We start from the raw sequence: 19,864 nt of genomic DNA, 5'->3' as shown, positions 1-19,864 counted from the left end.
CAAGAAAAACGCAAGACAAGCTTGAGGGTGATATGGCCGAACAGAAGAAATTGCTGCGCGCATTGGCAGGCGAAACACAGGATGTACCGCCGATCTGGATGATGCGTCAGGCTGGTCGTTACCTGCCAGAATACCGCGCGACACGGGCCCAGGCCGGGGATTTTCTGTCACTGTGTTACAATCCGGAACTGGCCGCCGAAGTCACCCTGCAACCGATCCGGCGTTACGGATTTGACGCGGCCATCCTGTTTGCCGATATCCTGCTGATCCCCCAGGCGCTGGGCGCGGATCTGTGGTTTGTTACCGGCGAAGGCCCGCGCCTGTCGACCATCACCACAGAGGCGGATTTTGCCAAACTCGGCCCGGTGACAGACATCCACGAGACGCTGAACCCGATCTACGAGACGGTGAAAATCCTGGCGGGTGCGCTGCCAAAAGAAACGACACTGATTGGCTTTGCCGGGGCGCCATGGACCGTGGCAACCTACATGATTGCCGGGCGCGGCACCCCGGACCAAGCTCCGGCCCATGCGCTGCGGCAGGAAAACACACCTCTGTTCGAGGCGCTGCTGGCGCGCATCACCGAGGCAACAATCGATTACCTCTCCAAACAGATCGAGGCCGGTGCCGAGGTGGTCAAGATCTTCGACAGCTGGGCCGGCTCGCTGAAGGGCGATGATTTCCGCAAATACGCGTTGCAGCCCTGCCTGCAGATCACCGCTGCCTTGAAAGAACGCCATCCAGGCATTCCCGTCATCGGCTTCCCCCGTGAGGCGGGCGAAAACTACCTCGGCTTTGCCAAGGAGACGGGCATTGATTGCCTGGCGCTGGACAATTCAGTTGATCCGGTCTGGGCTGCGCAGCATCTGCAGGTCGATGGCTGCGTGCAGGGCAATCTCGCCTCGCGTCACATGGTCACCGGCGGACAGGATCTGGTCGACGAAACCCGCGCTATCGTCAAGGCCTTCAAAAATGGCCCGCATATCTTCAACCTCGGCCATGGGATCACCCCGGATGCGGATCCGGATAATGTGCAGTTAATGATCGACACCCTGCGTGGTGGCTGACAGCGCGGCAGCAAAGATCTCGCTGCGGCCCGCCTGCCAGAGCGATGCCGCCAGCCTGGCCGCCCTCTCGATCGAGGTCTGGCTGGGCACCTATCTGCACCATGGCATCAGCAAGCGCTTTGCCGATTATGTCTTTGAAACGTTGACGCCAGACCGGTTTACACAGCACCTGCAAACCTCAAGCGAGATATTCATCCTGTCGCAGAACCAAGAGGGCATCGATGGCTTCCTGCGCCTGTCACGGGGGGCCGAGCCACCGACAGGCCCTGGCTCGGCGCTTGAAATTGCCACGCTCTACGTGCAGCCCCGTCACCAGGGGCGTGGCATTGGCCAGGCATTGTTGCAGGCCGCAGTGCAGCGCGGGCAGGATCTTGACGCGCCAAGGCCGTGGCTGGCCACAAATGCGCAAAACACCAAGGCCATAGGGTTTTATCAGCGCATGGGCTTTGCCATCACCGGCGAAACCTCTTTTTGCCTCGGCACCGAGAGTTACCCCAACACATTGCTGACCTATTGCCCCGCGCCGGTTTAACCACCGTCATTGCCCTTCCCCTTCATCTTACTTTAAATACCGCGGGGTGAATTGGCCTTTGGGCCAAGAGGGGCAGCGCCCCTCTCTTGTTGCATCCAAAGCGACACCCCTTGCTGAAAGGGGCAAACTATATCATCACCCTTGCAGTCCCTAACCAAAGGCCATCGACATGGATTACAGCAAAAAAGGCGGCCCGCGTATGGGCAGCAACAAACCCCGGCACGCCGAGCACAATGCCAAAGGCAGCCAGAAAAACCCCTATGACAAGCGCGATGATAAATCCGCCTTGTTGGAACGGATGAAGGCTGCGGCGGAAAAAACGAAAAAATCCTGAAGCTTGTCGTGTTCATCTGCATTCACGCGACTGGCTCTCCCTATTGATTTTTCATGTCGCGCGTTCCCGGTCCCCACTTTGCGCAATATGCTCTTTGTGCAGGGGCGGGTGGGCGCGCCTGCTACATGGCAGACCCCGGCGCAGGCCGGGGGCTGCGCGGCGGGTCAGTCGGTCAGGCTGCGGGCGATCAGCTCTTTCATGATCTCATTTGCGCCACCATAGATTTTTTGCACCCGCGCGTCGGCATACATGGTCGAAATCGGATAGTCCGACATATAGCCATAGCCGCCAAAGAGCTGCAGGCATTCATCCATCGTGTCGCATTGCATCTGGGTCACCCACCATTTTGCCATGGATGCCGTGGTGGCATCCAGTTCACCGCGCAGATGTTTGGCGATACAGTCATCCAGAAAGACCCGCGCAATATGGGCCACGGTCTTGACCTCGGCCAGTTTGAAGCGGGTGTTCTGCATCTCCAGCAGCGGCTTGCCAAAGGCGCGGCGCTCGGATGTGTAGGCGACGGTTTCCTCCAGCGCCTTTTCCATCGCGGCAGCGCCGCCCAGGGCCACCACCAGGCGCTCCTGTGGCAGCGATTTCATAAGCTGATAAAATCCCTGGCCCTCGCGGCCGCCCAGCAGGTTTTCCGGAGGCACTCGCACAGTGTCAAAGAACAGCTCGGATGTGTCCTGGCTCTTGAGGCCAAGCTTTTCCAGATTGCGCCCGCGGGCAAAACCGGGAGCCTCGGCGGTCTCCACCACAATCAGTGAAATACCTTTGGCGCCCAGTGTCGGGTCTGTCTTGGCGACCACAATGATCAGATCGGCCTGCTGGCCATTGGTGATAAAGGTCTTCGAACCATTGAGGACATATTCATTGCCGTCCAGCTTGGCGGTGGTCTTGATGTTCTGCAGATCGGATCCGGTGCCGGGCTCTGTCATGGCGATGGCGCAGACCATCTCGCCACTGGCCATCTTGGGCAGCCAGCGCTTTTTCTGCGCCTCAGAGCCATAATCGAGGATATAGCCCGCACAGATCTGGCTATGGACCGAATTGCCAAAACCGGAAAAGCCGGCGGCGCGGAATTGTTCGGTGGTAATCACCGCCTCGTGGCGAAAATCGCCGCCCATGCCGCCATATTCTACTGGCACCGACGCGCAGAGAATGCCAAATTCGCCCGCCTTGTACCAGAAGTCGCGGTCGATATGGCCCTGTTCCTGCCAGCGTTTTTCATGCGGGACCATTTCCTTGGCATAAAAATCGCGCAAGGACTCCTGCAGCATGGTCAGTTCGTCATCCATCCAGGGAGAAATATGAGAGGTCATCGTGGGTCTTCCTTGATAAGGCCGAGTTCGGCCAGGATGTTGGTGCTGTCTTGGTCGCGCTCGGGGGGGGCTGTGGGCTGCCACGCCGGGCTGTGATCAAAACGCGGGGCGGGGGCCGCCTGCAACACGCCGTCCTGTTCAACCCAGGTGCCACGGGCATTCATCGGATGTTGCAGGGCCTCATCGGGGCTGAGTACCGGGGCAACGCAGGCATCGGTGCCGTCAAACAGCGCCGCCCAATGGGCGCGGGGCTGGGCGGCAAAGATCCCGGCCAGCCGCGCGGTCAGCACGGGCCAAGTGCTGGTGTCGAACTGATGTTTGAACTCCGCATCCTCTGCCAGCCCCATCAGCGACAAAAACTGCGCGTAGAATTTGGGTTCCAGGCATTGCACCGTCATGTAGCCGCCATCGGCACAGGCGTAAGAGCGGCTCCAATGTGGGCCATCCAGCAGGTTCTGCCCGCGTGTCTCGCCAAAGCCCCCGGCCTGGCGGATGCTCATCAGCAGGTTCATCATATGGGCAGAGCCATCATAGATCGCGGCGTCGACCACAGTGCCGACACCGCTGGTTTTTGCCCGCAGCAACCCGGCCAGCATACCGGCCACCAGATACATCGCACCGCCGCCGATATCACCCACCAGCGTGGCGGGCGTCAGCGGGGCGTCGCCCGGATTGGACGCATACCACAGCGCGCCGGAGAGCGAGATATAATTCAGATCATGTCCGGCAGTCTGCGCCAGCGCACTGTCCTGACCCCAGCCGGTCATCCGGCCAAAGACCAGGCCCGGGTTTACCGCCTGGCAGGCCTTTGGGCCAATACCAAGCCGTTCCATCACGCCGGGGCGAAAGCCTTCGATCAGCCCATCCGCCGTGGCGACCAGCGCCAGAAAGGTTTTGATGTCATTGGGGTCTTTCAGATCCAACTCGATCGAGCGTTTGCCGCGATCCAGCACTGAGCGTTCCGGCATTCCGGGGGTGACGCCACCGCCCTTGCGATGGACGCAGATCACATCGGCGCCCATATCCGCCAGCCACATGGCGGCAAAGGGGCCGGGGCCGAGGCCTTCGACTTCGATAATGCGTATCCCTTGGAGCATCCTGCCCTCCCTGTTGTGCACGTCTTGCGGGGTGGGGGCCGTTGTCGGCCCCGCCCCTGTTGCCTCAGGAGCCGCCGAAACCACCGCCAACGATCAGCGTCTGCCCGGAGACATAGTTGCTTTCGGGAATGCAGAAGAGATAGACGCCACCGGCGGCTTCTTCGGCAGTGCCTGCACGGCCCAGCGGGATCATCATTTCCATGCCCTGCACCAGTTTCTTGGGGATGCCAATCTCGACCTTGTTGCCCTCCACCTCGATGGATTTCTTTTCATCCGTCGCTTCGGTCAGCCGGGTGGAGATCATGCCAAAGGCCACCGCGTTGACGTTGACCTTAAAGCGCCCCCATTCTTTCGCCATGGTCTTGGTCAATCCAATGACGCCGGATTTGGCGGCAGAGTAATTGGCCTGGCCTGCATTGCCGCCGGTGCCCGAGATAGAGGAGATATTCACCACCTTGCGAAACACCTCGCGCCCCTCGGCGGTCTCGATGGCCACCTGTTCGGCAATAAAGGGCGCGGCAGCACGCATGATCTGAAACGGCGCTTTCAGGTGCACGTCGATCATGGCGTCAAACTGTTCGTCGCTCATCTTGCCGATGAAGCCATCCCAGGTGTAGCCGGCATTGTTGACGATAATGTCGAGGCCACCAAACCTGTCGATGCCCGCCTGGATGAAGTCATTGGCAAAGCCGGGGGCGGTGACTGATCCGGCAACGGCCAGGGCCTTGCCGCCCATGGCTTCGATCTCTGCCACCACCTGCTGCGCGGGGTCTGCGTCCAGATCGTTCAGCACCACATTGGCGCCATCCCCGGCCAGTTTCAGCGCAATTGAGCGGCCAATGCCGCGCCCGGCGCCGGTGACATAGGCGGTTTTGCCTGCAAGTTTTGTCATGGTTCAAGTTCCGTTTCATTCTCAGTTGAAGGCCCACCCGGCCTTTGGCCGGGTCGCGCCCGTCCGCCCCCATGGGCGGGCTGCTGTTATCGCTAGGGCAGTTCCACCAGTGCCTGGCCTGCCAGTTTTACGTCACCATTCTGATCTGCGGCCTCGATCTCCAGCGCCACCAGATTGCCCTCGCGTTTCTCCACCACGCGGCCGGTGCAGGTCACCACCGCATGCACCTGGGTGATGGCGACAAACCGGGTAGAGAATTCCCGTACTGCCTGCTGCGGTACCCAGGCCGTCAGCAGGTGGCCCAGATAGGCCATGCCCAGCATGCCATGGGCAAAGACATCCGGCATGCCGGATGTCTTTGCAAAATCAATGTCGATATGGATCGGATTGTGATCGCCCGAGGCGCCGGCAAACAGCGCCAGCGTGGTGCGGCTGATGGGTTTTGAGGTCACGGCAGGCAGGCTGTCGCCCACGTCCACCCCGGCAAAGGTCACGTCATGTGCAAAGATGCTCATTTTGGATCCCTCACGACGATGGTGCCGGTCATGCCGCCCAGATCTTCGCCCAGCTGATTTGTGGCTTGGGTTTTCAGGATAACAAACTCCATGGCGCCGCCCTTTTTGTCGTAGATGTCCATGCAGGTGCAGGTGAGGGTCACGCGGTCCCCGGCGCAGATCGGCGCACCATAGGTAAAGGCCTGTTCGCCATGCAGCACATGGCCCAGTTCAATGCCCATGGCGTTGATGAAATAGAACCGGTCCTCGCGCTCCTGATCCAGCGTGAACAGAAAGGTCAGCGGTGCGGGCAGGGCGCGATAGCCTGCGGCTTTTGCGGCCTCCTCGTCCCAGTAGATCGGGTCGCGCTGGCCGGTGGCGCGGGCAAAGGCGCGCAGCTGGCCTGCCTCTACATCTACATGCAGCGGCGGAAAACTGCGGCCAATGAAAGATCGGTCAATCATGTGGCGCTCCTCAGGCTGCCTGGTACAGGGTGATGACACAGGCGCCGCCCAGACCAAGGTTATGCTGCAGTGCGGTGCGCGCGCCCGCGACCTGGGTGGGGCCGGCAGTGCCGCGCAATTGCCGCGTCAGCTCGTAGCATTGCGCCAGGCCGGTGGCGCCCAGCGGATGCCCCTTGGACAACAGCCCGCCTGATGGGTTGGTCACATATTTGCCGCCATAGGTGTTGTCGCCATCCGCGATGAACTTGCTGGCGCCGCCTTCGGGGCAAAGACCCAGGCCCTCGTAGGTGATCATTTCGTTATGGGCGAAACAGTCGTGCAGCTCGACCACATCCACGTCTTCGATACTGATGCCGGTCTGTTCCTGCACCTGTTTGGCGGCGGCTGCGGTCATGTCATAGCCGACCAGCTGCATCATGTCGTGGGCCTCAAAGGTCGAGGCATAGTCGGTGGTCATCGCCTGACCTTTGATGCGCACCGCCTGATTTAGCCCGTGTTTCCTGGCGTAATCTTCGCTGACCACGATGGCGGCGGCGGCGCCACAGGTGGGGGGGCAGGCCATCAGCCGGGTCATCACGCCTTCCCAGATCATCGGGCTGTCCAGCACGTCCTGAGGCGACAATTCCTGCCGGAACAGCGCCAGCGGGTTGTTCACCGCATGGCGGCTGGCCTTGGCGCGGATACGGGCCAGATCGGTGAGGGAGGAGCCGTGTTTCTCCATGTGGGATTTGCCCGCACCACCAAAATAGCGCAGCGCCAGCGGAATCTCTGGGTGGCCGACCAGATCGTCGGTCTCGGCGTCAAAGGCATCAAAGGGGCTGGGGCGGTCGTCCCAATGCGAGGTCAGCGCGCCGGGTTGCATATGTTCAAACCCCAGTGCCAGCGCCACATCCACCGCGCCGGACTGCACCGCCTGGCGCGCCATGAACAGCGCGGTCGAGCCGGTAGAACAGTTGTTGTTCACATTCATCACCGGAATGCCGGTCATGCCCACCTTATAGAGCACTGCCTGACCGCAGGTGCTGTCGCCATAGACATAGCCCGCATAGGCCTGCTGCACCGCGTCATAGGGCAGGCCCGCATCCGCCAGAGCATCGCGCAGCGCGGCGGCTCCCATTTCGGTATAGGGGGCGTTTTGACCGGGTTTGGCAAATTTGGTCATGCCCACTCCGGCAACCAGTACATCTGATGTCATTGGTGTTCTCCTTGGTGCAGCTCTGCGTCGGGATAAAATTACACTTGCGGGTTACTATTGTATCGGCTGGCAAAAAGGTCAATCTTGATGTAACTGGCAGGTGTAATTACCGCGCGTCATAAACACGGCGGGCCAAACACCAGGGGCAAAGGGAGGCAGGTGTGCGCGACAGTAAAAAGAACGCAGAGCAATCCTGCTGGACCTCCCCCGATGCCAGCGCGGCACCTGACCCGGGTGCCAGCCGCGACGCCAAGCGAGAGGCCAAGCGGCGCGCGGTCTTGCAGGCGGGGGCGCGGTTGTTCAATGATCACGGGTATGAGCAGACATCGCTTGAAGACATCGCAGCGGCCCTGAAAATCACCAAGCGAACAATCTATTACTACGTTGAAAGTAAGGAAGATATCCTGTTTGGCTGTCACCTGTTGGGGCTGGAGTTTCTGGGGCAGACCATGCGGCAGAGCCAGGATGAGAGCCTGCCGGTGGTGGATCGCATTGCATTGCTGATCCGGGGCTATTGTTCCTGGGTGTCCACCGATCTTGGCGCCACGATTGCCATGGTGCGCGAGCAAAGCCTGTCGCCAGCGCGCCGCGCGGCGCTGCGGGCCAGCAAGGCCGAGGTTGATTTTCTACTGCGGGATCTGATCAGCCAAGGTGTTGCCGAGGGCAGTCTGCGGCCCTGCGACCCCCGGCTGGTGGCGGCGGCGGTCTTTGGCGCGCTGAACTGGATCCCCCATTGGAACCGGGTTGCAGACCCGGTGCCGCCCGAAGCCATCGCGGCGCAGTATCTGCAACTGATCTTCAATGGGATGGCGGTGCCAGTTTCCTAGGGTCGGGCCGTGCGCTCTGCGGTGGCTATCGGGACTCGCTGACTTTCTGGCGAAACACTTTGGGCGGCAGGCCCGTGCCCTTGGCAAACACCCGGCTGAAATGCGCCGGATCGGAAAACCCCAGATCATAGGCGATCTCAGCCGCTGTCAGGTTGGTGTAGATCAGCATCCGCCGCGCCTCGCGCAGCATGCGCTCGTTGATCAACCGCGAGGCTGATTGCCCGGCAGAGCGGTGGGTGATGCGGTTCAGGTGGGTGGGTGAGATCGCCAGCTCGCGGGCATAGTCGGCCAGCGGGCGGCGGTTGCGGAAATCACGTTCGATCATCGCCTCGAATCGGTTGAACAACGGGCTGCCGGTCAGCGGTTGATTGGCGCTGTCCGCCTCAAATATGGCCCGTGCCGCCAGGGCGATCAGGGCTCCGGCCAGCGACCGCAGCACCTGGGCGCGGGCAAAATCCTGGCGGTGATATTCGTCAAACAGATGCTCTGCCAGATCCCGCAGGGCCTTGGGCAGGGGCAGCACGGCGGCCTGTTCCAGCGGCGCGCGCAGCCCCTCGCCGGGATGGATGCAATGGTCCAGCAGATCCGAGGTCAGCGTCACCACCCAGCCCCGTGTCTGTGGCGCAAAGTCATAGCCATGCACCACGCCGCGCGGAATATTGACAAAACTGCCCTGCGGGATCGGTTCGGCCCGCCCGTCTATTTCTGCTTTGCCGCTGCCACTGGTCAGGAACAACAGCTGATGCAGCCGCGTATGGCGATGTGCCTTCAGCTGCCAGTCATGCAGCGCCGAGCGCGAGCGAATGGTTTCGACATGCAAAACATCGGCAAGTTCGGCCGTTTCGCCAAATAGATTGTAGCTGCGGATATGAGAGGCGCTGGACATGTGCGAAATGTACAAGAGGCTGCGCGCTCAGTCCATTCGCAAAGTGGTTTTTTTGCTGCACGTTAAGGAACGCTCATGCGGCCACGCCGGGCCGTCGCGCGTTTGTGAAGGGGCCAATCGGGCCAAAGTGCAGGGAGACGCGAACATGTCGCATATTACCACCCAAGTTGCCATCATTGGTGGCGGCCCGTCCGGTCTTTTGCTGTCGCAGCTGCTGCATCGGCAGGGCATCGAAACCGTGGTGCTGGAGCGCCAGACCCGCGCCTATGTGCTGGGGCGCATTCGCGCCGGAGTGCTGGAGCGCGGCTTTGTCGAACTGATGCGCGAGGCCGGCTGTGCAGCGCGGATGGAGGCCGAGGGCGAAGAGCACCACGGCGTCTATCTGGCACATCAGGGGCGGATGGACCGGATTGATCTGGCTGCTTCGGCCGATGGGGCAACCGTCATGGTCTATGGCCAGACTGAGGTGACCCGCGATCTGTACGAGGCCCGTGATGCCATGGGTGGAACTGTCATCCATCAGGTGCAGAATGTTCAACCGCATGATTTAAAATCAGAAAAACCCCATGTAACCTATGAGCTCGACGGCGCAGAACATCGTGTGGATTGTGATTTCATCGTCGGTGCCGATGGCTTTCACGGGGTCAGCCGCAAGTCCATCCCGGCGGATGTGCTACGCGAATATGAAAAGGTCTATCCCTTTGGCTGGCTGGGGGTTCTGTCAGAAACCAAACCCGCCTCGCCCGAGCTGGTCTATGCCCGTCATGAACGTGGCTTTGCCCTGTGTTCGATGCGCAGCCAGGTGCTGAGCCGCTATTACATCCAGGTGCCGCTGACCGACAAGGCCGAAGACTGGTCGGATGAGGCCTTCTGGACAGAGCTGAAGGCGCGCCTGCCGCAGGAGGTGGCCGAGGGGCTGCAAACCGGAGCCTCGATCGAGAAATCCATCGCGCCGCTGCGCAGTTTTGTGGCAGAACCGATGCGATATGGTCAGCTGTTTCTGGCCGGGGATGCGGCGCATATCGTACCACCTACCGGGGCTAAGGGGCTGAATTCGGCGGCGTCCGATATCTACTATCTCTATCATGGCTTCAAGGATCACTATCAGCGCGGCGACAGTGCCGGGTTGGATCAGTATTCCGAAAAAGCCCTGGCGCGGGTCTGGAAAGCAGAACGCTTTAGCTGGTGGATGACCAACCTGCTGCATCGCTTTCCAGATATGGATGAGGTGGATCTGCGGCTGCAATGCGCCGATCTCGACTATTTGTTTTCCTCCAAGGCGGCGCAGGCCTCTATGGCGGAAAACTATGTCGGCCTGCCCTACTAGCAGGGGCGGTTTACCGGGTGGCTGGGGTCTGATCTTTGACCCTACTTTGCCTTTGGCCCGGCAACAGTTGCACCCTCAGCCTGATCTGTTCTGGGCAGGTCTGCTGCGCTTTGGCCGCTGGCGGGTTTGGGCACCATCAAAACTGTGCGATGGGTCAGTTCTTGCCCGCTCTTGCGGTCGATCACGACCGGGTCGACCTCTGCGCCGCTATCGCGGGTGACAAAGGTAAAGGGCGTTGGCGTGGGGCTGGGCAGGTTGTGTTCGGCCCAGCCCTGCATCGCCAGCAACACCGGCGCAAAGCTCTTGCCGCTGGGGGTTAGCCGGTATTCATGCCGCAGCGGTCGCTGCTGATAGGGGCGGCGTTCAAGTACCCCCATTGTTTCCAAACGTTTTAGGCGCTCTGCCAGCAGGTGGCGGGTGACGCCAAGGCGTTTTTGAAACCCGTCAAACCGGCGCACCCCAAGGAAACATTCCCGTAGGATAAGAAGGGTCCAGCGGTCGCCAACCACGCCCATGGCGCGGGCCAGGGGGCAGGCGTCCTCGTTGAGATCATGCCATTTCATAGGCGGAGTCTTATCATGGGTTGACAGAGTTCTCAAATGGAACTGATAATAAGTTCTAAAATAGAACCGACTTGTTCCTGAAGGAGTGCCCCATGGTTACTGCCGTGTCTGCCCGCCCTACTGTCGTCCGCCGATCTGTCGCTGCGCCCCGTCGGCAAGCGCCCAAATGGATGCAGCGTATCACCGGGACGCTCAGCTTCTGCGCGCCGTCTGTCGCGACCCGGCTCTTGGCTTATCTGTTCACCCGGCCAAGACGCCAGAAACTACCGCGGCACGAACGTGACTGGCTGCTGGCGGCGCGGGCGCGGCCGATACGGCTGAGCACCGGCGAGCTGGTGCCCCTGTATGAGTGGCGCGATCAGGCACCGGGGCAGGGCGTTCTGGATGACGCCCCGCTGCCGACAGTGCTATTGGTGCATGGCTTTGGCGGGCGCGCCGGACAGATGGCGGGTTTTGCCGCGCCACTGGTGGCAGCGGGCTACCGGGTGGTGGCCTTTGATGCGCCAGCGCATGGTGCGGCCGCGGGGCGCCGCAGTTCACTGCCCGAAATGCGCCTGGCGGTGCAAGAGGTCGCGGCCCAGCTGGGGCCGCTGGCCGGGGTTGTGGCCCATTCCAATGGCGCGGCGGCAGTGCTTGTCGCGCTCAGCCGTGGCATGCAGGCGCAGCGTCTGGCGTTCCTTGCACCAATGCCCGATGTCGAAGGCTTCTTGCAGCGGCTGGCCGCGCAGCTGGGGTTTTCGCAGCGGGTGGCCAAGGCAACGCAACAGCGGATTGAGGCCCGCTATGGCCTGCCCTTTTCAGCGTTGAAGGCGGTGAACTTGCTGCCGCAGCTTTCCCAGACCGCGCTGATCCTGCAGGACCACGACGACCCGATTGTCCCCCTGGCAGAGATTGAAGACCTGGCGCAGCACTGGCCCGGTGCCAGGTTGCAAGTGACAAGGGGTCTGGGGCACAACCGCCTTCTGCGCGATGCCGCCAGCATTGCCGGTGTGGTTTCCTACCTGGGCGCGCCGCAACAGCCCTAGGGAGAGCAGCTGGTGCTGATCGGGTTTGCCCCTTACGCCTTGGCAGAGCCGGTGCCTGTCGGTTAGGTCTAGAGATGTGAGAGCCAACAGATTTACAACAGGGGCCCAGAGGTCGCGCGTTGCGCCGCCCCCCCGACAGGAGAGCCACCATGCAGATGAGCGATAGCAAAGAAATCGCCGCCCCCCCGGCAGAGGTCTATGCCGCCTTGTTGAATCCAGAGGTGCTGAAGGCCTGCGTGCCCGGCGCCCAAGAGGTCAGCGGTAGCGTAGAGGACGGCTTTGAGGCCTCGGTTACGCAGAAGGTTGGCCCGGTGAAGGCGACGTTCAAAGGCCAGGTCACCCTGTCGGATCTGATCGAGAATGAAAAGCTGACCATCACCGGAGAAGGCAAGGGCGGCGCGGCGGGCTTTGCCAAGGGCGGCGCGGTGGTCAGCCTGACCCCCAGCGAGACCGGAACGCTGCTGTCCTATGAGGTTGAGGCCAAGGTCGGCGGCAAGCTGGCGCAGCTGGGCAGCCGCATTATCGACGGCTTTGCCAAAAAGATGGCTGATCAGTTCTTTGTCAATCTGCAGACCCATCTGGCCCCCGCGGATCCCCCCGAAGCTGCCACCGATCCTGCCGACAGTGACGATGTGGCGGGCGAAGATGCGCCACAGCCAGACAAGAAGGGCTGGTTCAAAAAGATCACTGGCAACTAACCGGCACCCGATCCGTCTGGGTCCAGCCGTTGGGTCAGGCCGCGCAGCCCCCCCCCCCCCGACACTGTATCCCTGCGCAGGCGCACAGGTCCCTGCGCATCCTGTCTCTGGTGGCTGGCCTGCTGCCCCGGTAGGTTGTGCGAAATGAACTCTCAGTCTAGTGGAGGCTCCATGGCGGCGATCCTGTCCATTTCCGATCTGCGCAAATCCTATGAAGGTGGCTTTGAGGCGCTGAAAGGGGTCTCTCTCGAGATCGAAGAGGGGGAAATCCTGGCCCTTCTTGGCCCCAATGGTGCCGGAAAGACCACGCTGATTTCAACCGTTTGCGGTATTACCACTCCCAGCTCTGGCAAGGTGCTGGTGGGCGGCAATTGCATCTTGGAGGATTTTCGCGCCGCGCGCTCGCTGATCGGCTTGGTGCCGCAGGAAATTAACCTGGAACCTTTCGAAAAGGTCATCAACTCGGTCCGGTTCTCGCGCGGGCTTTTTGGCAAGCCAAAAAACGATGCGCTGATCGAAGAAATCCTGAAGAAACTGTCGCTTTGGGACAAACGCAACAGTCAGGTCAAGGAATTGTCCGGCGGCATGAAGCGCCGTGTGCTGATCGCCAAGGCCCTGGCCCATGAACCGCGCGTGCTGTTTCTGGACGAACCCACTGCGGGCGTGGATGTTGAGCTGCGTAAAGACATGTGGGATGTGGTCCGAGAGCTGAAAGCGAATGGCGTTACCATCATCCTGACCACCCACTACATTGAAGAAGCCGAGGCCATCGCCGACCGCGTCGGAGTGATTGCCGATGGTCAGATCCTGCTGGTCAAGGATAAGGATGACCTGATGGCGCAGCTGGGGCAAAAACAACTCTGCGTGCATCTCAGCACTGCTATCGACGCCGTGCCAGAGACGCTGGCGCCGCATGCGCTGGCGCTGAATGGGGCAGGCGATGCCCTGATCTACACCTATGACACCAAGGCAGAGCGCACTGGCATCACCGCCCTGTTGAACGATGTCGCGGCGGCGGGGCTGGTCTTGTCGGATGTCTCGACCCGGCAATCCAGTCTGGAAGATATTTTTGTGGGTCTCGTGTCAGGAGATAAATCATGAACTGGATCGCAATCTGGTCTATCTACCGTTTTGAAATGACACGGTTCTTTCGAACACTATTCCAAAGCTTCCTCTCGCCTGTCCTGTCAACCTCGCTGTATTTTGTGGTCTTTGGTGCCGCCATTGGCAGCCGTATCGACCAGGTGGATGGCATTGATTACGGTGCCTTTATCGTGCCGGGGCTGATCATGCTCAGCGTGATGACACAGAGCATTTCAAACGCGTCCTTTGGCATCTATTTCCCCAAATTCATCGGCACCATTTATGAACTGCTGTCGGCCCCGGTGAATTTTCTGGAGATCGTGCTAGGTTATGTCGGCGCGGCGGCCACCAAGGCGCTGTTCATCGGCTTTGTCATCCTGGCCACAGCAACGCTGTTTGTTGATCTGACCATCGCCCACCCGCTGGCCATGGTGTTGTTCTTGCTGCTGACCTGTCTCAGTTTTGCGCTGATGGGCTTTATCATCGGGATCTGGGCAAAGAACTTTGAACAGCTGCAACTGGTGCCGCTGCTGGTGGTGACGCCATTGGTGTTTCTGGGCGGCTCTTTCTATTCAATATCAATGCTGCCGCCGATCTGGCAGAAGATCACCCTGTTCAATCCGGTAGTCTATCTGATTTCGGGCTTTCGCTGGTCCTTCTTTGGCACCTCGGATGTGCCGGTAGGGGTAAGCTTGCTGGCCATTGGCGGCTTTACGGCGCTGTGCCTTGCGGTGATCTGGTGGATTTTCAAGACCGGTTGGCGCATCCGGTCCTGATCCGGCGCTGCCTGCGGGCGCTGCGGGCGGGAGGCTGTGCAGATAGCGCGCGCCCTGTCGTGGAGCGTTGCAAATATACACAGGCCCCCCCTCAGTTTTGGCCGGAACGGGTTTTGTGAGGGTGGTTCCCTTGTTTCAGCTCCGGTGCGCATCTACATCGGCGCCATGATGCTGCGCATACCCTTTGTGAAAAAACCGCCCCTCGTTTCCGTTGTGCGTCTCTCCGGTGCCATTGGCATGTCAGGCCGTGGCGCCTTAAACGATGTTTCTCTTGCCCCAGTGCTGGAGGCTGCCTTTACCAAGGGCAAGCCTGTCGCCGTTGCGCTTGAAATAAATTCCCCTGGGGGATCGCCAGTGCAAAGCGCCCTGATTGGCGCGCGCATCCGGCGTCTGGCCGAGGAAAAGAACATTCCTGTGCTGGCCTTTGTCGAAGATGTTGCCGCCTCGGGTGGCTATTGGCTGGCGGCCTCGGCGGATGAAATCTGGGCCGACGCCAGCTCTATTCTGGGCTCTATCGGGGTGATTTCGGCCGGCTTTGGTGCCCAAGAGCTGTTGATCCGGCACGGGGTCGAACGCCGCGTCTATACGGCTGGCAAAAGCAAATCCATGCTGGATCCGTTTCAGGCAGAAAATCCTGAAGATGTGGCCCGACTGAAAACTTTGCTGGGCGATATCCATACCAATTTCATTGACTATGTCACCCAACGGCGCGGCACTAAGCTGGACAGCAGTCAGGATCTGTTCACTGGCGAAATCTGGCTGGCCAAACGCGCCAGCGAGTTAGGCCTGATTGATGGTCTTGGCCATCTCAAGCCGCAGCTGGTTGCGCGGTTCGGCGATAAGGTAAAGCTGCGGCGGTATGGGGTCAAAAAACCTTTCCTCAGCCGGTTTGGCCTGCAACTGGCGCAGGATGCCTTGGCCGGGATAGAGGAGCGGGCAGAGTTTGCCCGCTTTGGGCTCTGACGTGATTTTTAAAATCGTTACCCTGTTTCTGGTGGTCATAGCGGTGCTGGCGATGTTCGGGAAATTCACCCTTCCTGGACAAAAACGCCTGCAATCCGCGCGCTGTCCGTCTTGTGGGCGGTTCAAAATTGGAAAAAGCCCCTGTGGGTGCAAACTAAAAGGACCGCGTAAATGATTCCGTGGCTGCTGTGTGGTTTGGGTCTTGTGATCCTGCTTTTGGCTGGGGATGCCTTGGTGCGCGGAGCGGTGAACCTGTCGCTTCGTCTGGGCGTGCCTGCACTGATCGTCAGCCTGACCATTGTTGCCTTTGGCACCTCTGCGCCAGAGCTGCTGATCGCGATCAATGCTGTGGCGGTTGATGCCGACGGGATTGCCCTGGGCAATGTGGTGGGGTCCAACACTGCCAATATCTTGATGGTTCTGGGTATCCCTGCGCTGATTGCCACCCTGCACACCAGCCAATGTGACAGCCGCAAAAGCTATGTCTTTATGCTGGTGGCGTCACTGCTGTTTATTGGCTTGGCCATGTGCGGCACCCTGACCATCTGGTCCGGGCTGATCCTGCTTGCGGCGCTAACCTTCTTTCTTGCGGATGCCTTCCGCGAGGCCCGCGCCCATCGCAAGACCTGTTGTGGTGATGCCGACGAAGACCTGCTGGAAGGGCTGGAGGGCCTGGAAGAAGCGGATCCCGATATGCCCTATTGGCGCATTGGCATCTATCTTGTCCTTGGGCTGATTGGTTTGCCCCTGGGGGCGGATCTCTTGGTGGATAACGCCACGATCATTGCCCGGATGTATCACATCAGTGAAACGGTCATTGGCCTCACACTGGTGGCGATTGGCACCTCGTTGCCAGAGCTATCGACCACGGTGATGGCAACCCTGCGGCGGCAGGCAGATGTCGCGCTGGGGAATGTCATCGGCTCTAACATGTTCAACCTGCTGGCCATTATCGGTCTCGCCACCTTGGTTGGGCCGATCTCGGTTGATCCTGAATTCCTGCGTTTTGACCTTTGGGTTATGCTGGCAGCTTCGCTCCTGATCGTTCCGTTTGTCTTCCTGAAAAAGGATATCACGCGGGCCTGGGGGATTGGTCTGTCCGGGCTTTACATCACCTATCTGGTGGTGCTGTTCTGATCCTGCTTTGAGATGCCCCCCAGCGATCAAACCGGACAGATCGCAGCTGGGGCCAGCCAAACCCTGAGGGAGGGCATGATATGCGCGCATTGGTAACCGGCGCGGGCAAGCGGCTTGGTCGCGCCATGGCGCTCAAGCTGGCCACCGAGGGCTATGACGTGGCGGTGCATTACAACAGCTCTGCCGCTGAAGCTGAGGAGGTGGCCGGGCAGATCCGCGCCATGGGGCGTCAGGCGGTGACCCTAGAGGCCGATCTGTTGTCGCAGGCGGCCAGCGCTGATCTGCTGCCCCGTGCCGCATCTGCGCTTGGCGGGGCAGTGACCTGCCTTGTGAACAATGCTTCCATCTTTGAACCGGATCTGCTGGAAACCGCCACTACCAGCAGCTGGAACCGGCATTTTGATAGCAATCTGCGCGCGCCCTTTGTGCTGATCCAGGCGATGGCGCGGCAAGGTGTTGCGCCGCGATATGACAGCCAGGGCGAAACCCTGGCCTGGGGGCTTGTGGTCAATATGGTCGATCAGCGGGTCCGCAATCTGGCCCCGGATTACATGAGCTACACCTTGGCGAAATCGGCGCTCTGGACGCTGACGCAAACCGCGTCACAGGCGCTGGCACCGGGGATCCGTGTCAATGCGATCGGGCCGGGACCAACCCTTGCCAATATCCACCAAAGCCCGGCGGAATTTGCCCAGGAGCGGGCTGCCACCCCGCTGCAACGGGGGGTACACCCCGAGGATATCACCGCTGCGCTTGGCTATTTGCTCGCCGCGCCTGCAGTGACGGGACAGTTGATCTGCGTTGATGGCGGTGAACATCTGGGTTGATCGCCTCGTAATGGTGCTTGGATAATGCCTTGCCCGATTTAGCTGTTATTTGGATTGACCCCAGAAAAGTTGTGCACCTAGGTCATGGTAGTCACAGATTCGTTACAAAAGAGTCTTTGAATTCAAAAACTTGAAAGAGCTTATAAAATATATCGTTATATTACAGCACTTTATACATTTGCCCAATAATTAAGCATCCGTCAAAACCTGGCCTGAAATAAGGGAAAAGCGCGGATAGCCCAAAGATATCTTCAGCCTTATCCACAGGTGTCGTGGATTTGTTCAACTCTTGAAATTGTCTGGCAGTCATTGCAGCGCGGCGCCGGGAATCATATGACTAACAGCATGACAGACGACAGATCAGAGCCCACTGTAGAACAGCCCAGAACCGGCTACGGCGTCATCCAGGACTATGTCAAAATGCTGGATGCCTCTCCGGGGGTTTATCGCATGCTGGATAGCGAAAGCCGGGTGCTCTATGTCGGCAAGGCGCGCAATCTCAGGGCGCGGGTATCGAATTATACCCGACCGGGGAATTCGCCGCGGATTGAACGGATGATCGCGCTGACCGCGACCATGATGTTTCTTACCACCCGGACAGAAACCGAGGCGCTGCTGCTGGAGCAGAACCTGATCAAGCAGCTGAAGCCCAAATACAACGTGCTGCTGCGCGACGACAAAAGCTTCCCCAATATTCTGGTGGCCAAGGATCACGCCTTTGCCCAGCTCAAGAAGCATCGCGGCGCGCGCAAACAGAAGGGCAGTTATTTTGGCCCCTTTGCCAGTGCTGGCGCGGTGAACCGGACGCTCAACCAGCTGCAAAAGGCGTTTTTGCTGCGCGATTGTTCCAATGCGATGTTTGAAAGCCGCACCCGCCCCTGCCTGCAATATCAGATCAAACGCTGTTCAGCCCCCTGCACCGGCGAGATCTCGCAGGAAGACTATGCCCTGGCGGTGCGCGATGCCGAACGCTTTCTCGCGGGGCGATCGACCAAGATCCAGGAGGAGCTGGGCGAAGAGATGATGAAGGCCTCTGAGGCGATGGAGTTTGAACGTGCGGCCGCGCTGCGCGATCGCATCAAGGCGCTGACCCAAGTGCAATCGGTGCAGGGCATCAACCCGCGCGGCGTTGCCGAGGCCGATATCATCGGCCTGCATATGGAAGGCGGCCAGGCCTGTGTGCAGGTGTTCTTCATTCGCGCCAATCAGAACTGGGGCAATCAGGATTTCTATCCCCGCGTTGAGGCCGACATGTCGGCGGCCGAGGTCATGGAGGCCTTTCTTGGCCAGTTCTATGACAACAAGGAACCGCCCCGGCAGCTGATCCTGTCGGATGCCATCGAAAATACCGATCTGATGGGGGAAGCGCTGAGCGGCAAGGCCGGACGCCGGGTTGAACTGTTGGTGCCACTGCGCGGTGAAAAGACCGAGCTGGTCGCCGGGGCCGTGCGTAATGCCCGCGAAAGCCTGGCGCGGCGCATGGCCGAAAGCGCGACGCAGACCCGGCTGCTGAAAGGGCTGGCCGATGCCTTTGGCCTGAAGGCGCCGCCGCAGCGGATCGAGGTCTACGACAACTCGCATATTCAGGGCACCAATGCGGTGGGCGGCATGATTGTTGCCGGGCCCGAGGGCTTTATGAAAAACGCCTATCGCAAATTCAACATTCGCGGTGACGATCTGGTGCCGGGGGATGACTTTGGCATGATGAAAGAGGTGCTGAACCGACGGTTTTCGCGCCTGAAGAAGGAAGATCCCGATCGTGAAAAGGGCATGTGGCCGGATCTTTTGCTGATCGATGGCGGCGCCGGGCAGGTTTCTGCGGTGGCAGAGATCATGGCCGAACACGGGGTGCAGGATATTCCCATGGTGGGGGTCGCCAAGGGGGTTGATCGCGATCACGGCAAAGAGGAATTCCACCGCCTGGGCGAGGCCGCCTTTGCGCTGCAGCGCAATGACCCGGTTCTGTATTTTGTCCAGCGGATGCGCGATGAGGCGCACCGCTTTGCCATCGGCACCCATCGGGCCAAACGCGCCAAGGCCGTCGGTGCCACGCCCCTGGATGAAGTCCCCGGCGTTGGCGCTAGCCGCAAGCGCGCCCTGCTGGCGCATTTTGGCAGTGCCAAGGCTGTCAGCCGTGCCGATTTACCGGACCTGAAAGCGGTCGATGGTATTTCCCTCGCCCTGGCAGAGCGGATCTATGATCATTTCCACAGTGGAAAATAGCAAGCGCGCCCCAGGCCAGGAATGGGTGGCCCCCCTGGTCGGCCCCGATGCGTTGCACATGTGCGCGTGAGTCACAGCATTCTGAAACCGAAAGTGTCTTATGCGTCTTTTATGTTTGCAGGGCGCATTGTA

General features: G+C 60.1%; 21 protein-coding genes. 13 read left to right on the top strand and 8 right to left on the bottom strand.

The window, feature by feature from the left end; translation table 11 throughout:
• The first annotated feature begins 32 nt into the window (after positions 1 to 32).
• The 3 genes from hemE to ACN0VH_RS09500 all read left to right on the top strand — a co-directional run bounded on the left by hemE (position 33) and on the right by ACN0VH_RS09500 (position 1,933).
• Positions 33 to 1,067, top strand: coding sequence for a uroporphyrinogen decarboxylase (gene hemE, locus ACN0VH_RS09510; RefSeq protein ID WP_417700485.1), 1,035 nt, complete (start codon positions 33 to 35; stop codon positions 1,065 to 1,067).
• Positions 1,057 to 1,599 (top strand): GNAT family N-acetyltransferase, encoded by a 543-nt coding sequence (locus ACN0VH_RS09505; RefSeq protein WP_417700484.1) that lies wholly within the window; start codon positions 1,057 to 1,059, stop codon positions 1,597 to 1,599. Before hemE ends, ACN0VH_RS09505 begins: the two co-directional genes overlap by 11 nt.
• Before the next feature lie 169 nt (positions 1,600 to 1,768).
• Positions 1,769 to 1,933 (top strand): hypothetical protein, encoded by a 165-nt coding sequence (locus ACN0VH_RS09500; protein WP_278923319.1) that lies wholly within the window; start codon positions 1,769 to 1,771, stop codon positions 1,931 to 1,933.
• A 164-nt stretch (positions 1,934 to 2,097) separates the two neighbouring features.
• On the opposite strand, the gene ACN0VH_RS09495 is transcribed toward ACN0VH_RS09500, so the two are convergent.
• The 6 genes from ACN0VH_RS09495 to ACN0VH_RS09470 all read right to left on the bottom strand — a co-directional run bounded on the left by ACN0VH_RS09495 (position 2,098) and on the right by ACN0VH_RS09470 (position 7,397).
• Positions 2,098 to 3,255: an acyl-CoA dehydrogenase family protein gene (locus ACN0VH_RS09495; RefSeq protein ID WP_417700482.1), complete on the bottom strand. Its 1,158-nt coding sequence runs from the start codon at positions 3,253 to 3,255 to the stop codon at positions 2,098 to 2,100.
• Entirely contained in the window at positions 3,252 to 4,352 is a 1,101-nt protein-coding gene (locus ACN0VH_RS09490) for a CaiB/BaiF CoA transferase family protein (RefSeq protein ID WP_417700480.1), read from the bottom strand. Before ACN0VH_RS09490 ends, ACN0VH_RS09495 begins: the two co-directional genes overlap by 4 nt.
• Before the next feature lie 64 nt (positions 4,353 to 4,416).
• Complete coding sequence (locus tag ACN0VH_RS09485; protein WP_417700478.1) at positions 4,417 to 5,244, bottom strand: SDR family NAD(P)-dependent oxidoreductase; 828 nt, start codon at positions 5,242 to 5,244, stop codon at positions 4,417 to 4,419.
• A gap of 92 nt (positions 5,245 to 5,336) precedes the next feature.
• Positions 5,337 to 5,759, bottom strand: coding sequence for a MaoC family dehydratase (locus ACN0VH_RS09480; protein ID WP_417700476.1), 423 nt, complete (start codon positions 5,757 to 5,759; stop codon positions 5,337 to 5,339).
• Positions 5,756 to 6,202 (bottom strand): MaoC family dehydratase N-terminal domain-containing protein, encoded by a 447-nt coding sequence (locus ACN0VH_RS09475; protein ID WP_278923314.1) that lies wholly within the window; start codon positions 6,200 to 6,202, stop codon positions 5,756 to 5,758. Before ACN0VH_RS09475 ends, ACN0VH_RS09480 begins: the two co-directional genes overlap by 4 nt.
• 10 nt (positions 6,203 to 6,212) lie before the next feature.
• Positions 6,213 to 7,397 (bottom strand): lipid-transfer protein, encoded by a 1,185-nt coding sequence (locus ACN0VH_RS09470; RefSeq protein ID WP_417700474.1) that lies wholly within the window; start codon positions 7,395 to 7,397, stop codon positions 6,213 to 6,215.
• A gap of 161 nt (positions 7,398 to 7,558) precedes the next feature.
• Between ACN0VH_RS09470 and ACN0VH_RS09465 the strand changes: the two genes are divergently transcribed.
• On the top strand, positions 7,559 to 8,224 hold the full coding sequence (locus ACN0VH_RS09465; RefSeq protein WP_417700472.1) for a TetR/AcrR family transcriptional regulator: 666 nt from the start codon (positions 7,559 to 7,561) through the stop codon (positions 8,222 to 8,224).
• 25 nt (positions 8,225 to 8,249) lie between these two features.
• Here the strand turns inward: ACN0VH_RS09465 and ACN0VH_RS09460 are convergent, their stop codons facing one another.
• Complete coding sequence (locus ACN0VH_RS09460; RefSeq protein ID WP_278923311.1) at positions 8,250 to 9,110, bottom strand: helix-turn-helix domain-containing protein; 861 nt, start codon at positions 9,108 to 9,110, stop codon at positions 8,250 to 8,252.
• A 145-nt stretch (positions 9,111 to 9,255) separates the two neighbouring features.
• Between ACN0VH_RS09460 and pobA the strand changes: the two genes are divergently transcribed.
• Positions 9,256 to 10,437 (top strand): 4-hydroxybenzoate 3-monooxygenase, encoded by a 1,182-nt coding sequence (gene pobA, locus ACN0VH_RS09455; RefSeq protein WP_417700469.1) that lies wholly within the window; start codon positions 9,256 to 9,258, stop codon positions 10,435 to 10,437.
• Between the two features lie 41 nt (positions 10,438 to 10,478).
• Here pobA and ACN0VH_RS09450 read toward each other — a convergent pair whose 3' ends face one another.
• Positions 10,479 to 11,000: a winged helix-turn-helix transcriptional regulator gene (locus ACN0VH_RS09450; RefSeq protein WP_417700467.1), complete on the bottom strand. Its 522-nt coding sequence runs from the start codon at positions 10,998 to 11,000 to the stop codon at positions 10,479 to 10,481.
• Positions 11,001 to 11,092: 92 nt separating this feature from the next.
• Here ACN0VH_RS09450 and ACN0VH_RS09445 point away from each other — a divergent pair, with 92 nt between their 5' ends.
• From ACN0VH_RS09445 to uvrC, 8 genes are all read left to right on the top strand, one after another.
• Positions 11,093 to 12,025 (top strand): alpha/beta hydrolase, encoded by a 933-nt coding sequence (locus ACN0VH_RS09445; RefSeq protein ID WP_417700466.1) that lies wholly within the window; start codon positions 11,093 to 11,095, stop codon positions 12,023 to 12,025.
• Positions 12,026 to 12,174: 149 nt separating this feature from the next.
• On the top strand, positions 12,175 to 12,723 hold the full coding sequence (locus ACN0VH_RS09440; protein WP_417700465.1) for an SRPBCC family protein: 549 nt from the start codon (positions 12,175 to 12,177) through the stop codon (positions 12,721 to 12,723).
• Positions 12,724 to 12,894: 171 nt separating this feature from the next.
• Positions 12,895 to 13,824: an ABC transporter ATP-binding protein gene (locus tag ACN0VH_RS09435; protein ID WP_278923359.1), complete on the top strand. Its 930-nt coding sequence runs from the start codon at positions 12,895 to 12,897 to the stop codon at positions 13,822 to 13,824.
• On the top strand, positions 13,821 to 14,582 hold the full coding sequence (locus tag ACN0VH_RS09430; RefSeq protein WP_278923306.1) for an ABC transporter permease: 762 nt from the start codon (positions 13,821 to 13,823) through the stop codon (positions 14,580 to 14,582). Before ACN0VH_RS09435 ends, ACN0VH_RS09430 begins: the two co-directional genes overlap by 4 nt.
• A gap of 165 nt (positions 14,583 to 14,747) precedes the next feature.
• A complete protein-coding gene (locus tag ACN0VH_RS09425; RefSeq protein WP_278923305.1) occupies positions 14,748 to 15,545 on the top strand; it encodes a S49 family peptidase in 798 nt (265 codons plus the stop codon).
• Positions 15,546 to 15,716: 171 nt separating this feature from the next.
• Entirely contained in the window at positions 15,717 to 16,682 is a 966-nt protein-coding gene (locus tag ACN0VH_RS09420) for a calcium/sodium antiporter (RefSeq protein ID WP_417700463.1), read from the top strand.
• A gap of 80 nt (positions 16,683 to 16,762) precedes the next feature.
• The gene (locus tag ACN0VH_RS09415) at positions 16,763 to 17,509 is read left to right on the top strand and encodes an SDR family oxidoreductase (protein WP_417700462.1); all 747 of its coding nucleotides are present in this window, start codon (positions 16,763 to 16,765) and stop codon (positions 17,507 to 17,509) included.
• Positions 17,510 to 17,854: 345 nt separating this feature from the next.
• Positions 17,855 to 19,732: an excinuclease ABC subunit UvrC gene (gene uvrC, locus ACN0VH_RS09410; protein ID WP_417700461.1), complete on the top strand. Its 1,878-nt coding sequence runs from the start codon at positions 17,855 to 17,857 to the stop codon at positions 19,730 to 19,732.
• The last annotated feature ends 132 nt before the right edge of the window (positions 19,733 to 19,864 follow it).

Source organism: Pseudophaeobacter sp., assembly GCF_048267565.1.
Classification (GTDB): Bacteria; Pseudomonadota; Alphaproteobacteria; order Rhodobacterales; family Rhodobacteraceae; genus Pseudophaeobacter; species Pseudophaeobacter profundi.
This window is presented reverse-complemented; position numbering and strand designations above follow the sequence as displayed.

Excerpts from the sequence above, each read along its gene's own strand:
- hemE (WP_417700485.1), top strand. The coding sequence starts at position 33 with ATGGCCGAACAGAAGAAATTGCTGCGCGCATTGGCAGGCGAAACACAG.
- ACN0VH_RS09500 (WP_278923319.1), top strand. The coding sequence starts at position 1,769 with ATGGATTACAGCAAAAAAGGCGGCCCGCGTATGGGCAGCAACAAACCC.
- ACN0VH_RS09495 (WP_417700482.1), bottom strand. The coding sequence starts at position 3,255 with ATGACCTCTCATATTTCTCCCTGGATGGATGACGAACTGACCATGCTG.
- ACN0VH_RS09490 (WP_417700480.1), bottom strand. The coding sequence starts at position 4,352 with ATGCTCCAAGGGATACGCATTATCGAAGTCGAAGGCCTCGGCCCCGGC.
- ACN0VH_RS09485 (WP_417700478.1), bottom strand. The coding sequence starts at position 5,244 with ATGACAAAACTTGCAGGCAAAACCGCCTATGTCACCGGCGCCGGGCGC.
- ACN0VH_RS09480 (WP_417700476.1), bottom strand. The coding sequence starts at position 5,759 with ATGAGCATCTTTGCACATGACGTGACCTTTGCCGGGGTGGACGTGGGC.
- ACN0VH_RS09475 (WP_278923314.1), bottom strand. The coding sequence starts at position 6,202 with ATGATTGACCGATCTTTCATTGGCCGCAGTTTTCCGCCGCTGCATGTA.
- ACN0VH_RS09470 (WP_417700474.1), bottom strand. The coding sequence starts at position 7,397 with ATGACATCAGATGTACTGGTTGCCGGAGTGGGCATGACCAAATTTGCC.
- ACN0VH_RS09460 (WP_278923311.1), bottom strand. The coding sequence starts at position 9,110 with ATGTCCAGCGCCTCTCATATCCGCAGCTACAATCTATTTGGCGAAACG.
- pobA (WP_417700469.1), top strand. The coding sequence starts at position 9,256 with ATGTCGCATATTACCACCCAAGTTGCCATCATTGGTGGCGGCCCGTCC.
- ACN0VH_RS09450 (WP_417700467.1), bottom strand. The coding sequence starts at position 11,000 with ATGAAATGGCATGATCTCAACGAGGACGCCTGCCCCCTGGCCCGCGCC.
- ACN0VH_RS09445 (WP_417700466.1), top strand. The coding sequence starts at position 11,093 with ATGGTTACTGCCGTGTCTGCCCGCCCTACTGTCGTCCGCCGATCTGTC.
- ACN0VH_RS09440 (WP_417700465.1), top strand. The coding sequence starts at position 12,175 with ATGCAGATGAGCGATAGCAAAGAAATCGCCGCCCCCCCGGCAGAGGTC.
- ACN0VH_RS09435 (WP_278923359.1), top strand. The coding sequence starts at position 12,895 with ATGGCGGCGATCCTGTCCATTTCCGATCTGCGCAAATCCTATGAAGGT.
- ACN0VH_RS09430 (WP_278923306.1), top strand. The coding sequence starts at position 13,821 with ATGAACTGGATCGCAATCTGGTCTATCTACCGTTTTGAAATGACACGG.
- ACN0VH_RS09425 (WP_278923305.1), top strand. The coding sequence starts at position 14,748 with ATGATGCTGCGCATACCCTTTGTGAAAAAACCGCCCCTCGTTTCCGTT.
- ACN0VH_RS09420 (WP_417700463.1), top strand. The coding sequence starts at position 15,717 with ATGATTCCGTGGCTGCTGTGTGGTTTGGGTCTTGTGATCCTGCTTTTG.
- ACN0VH_RS09415 (WP_417700462.1), top strand. The coding sequence starts at position 16,763 with ATGCGCGCATTGGTAACCGGCGCGGGCAAGCGGCTTGGTCGCGCCATG.
- uvrC (WP_417700461.1), top strand. The coding sequence starts at position 17,855 with ATGACAGACGACAGATCAGAGCCCACTGTAGAACAGCCCAGAACCGGC.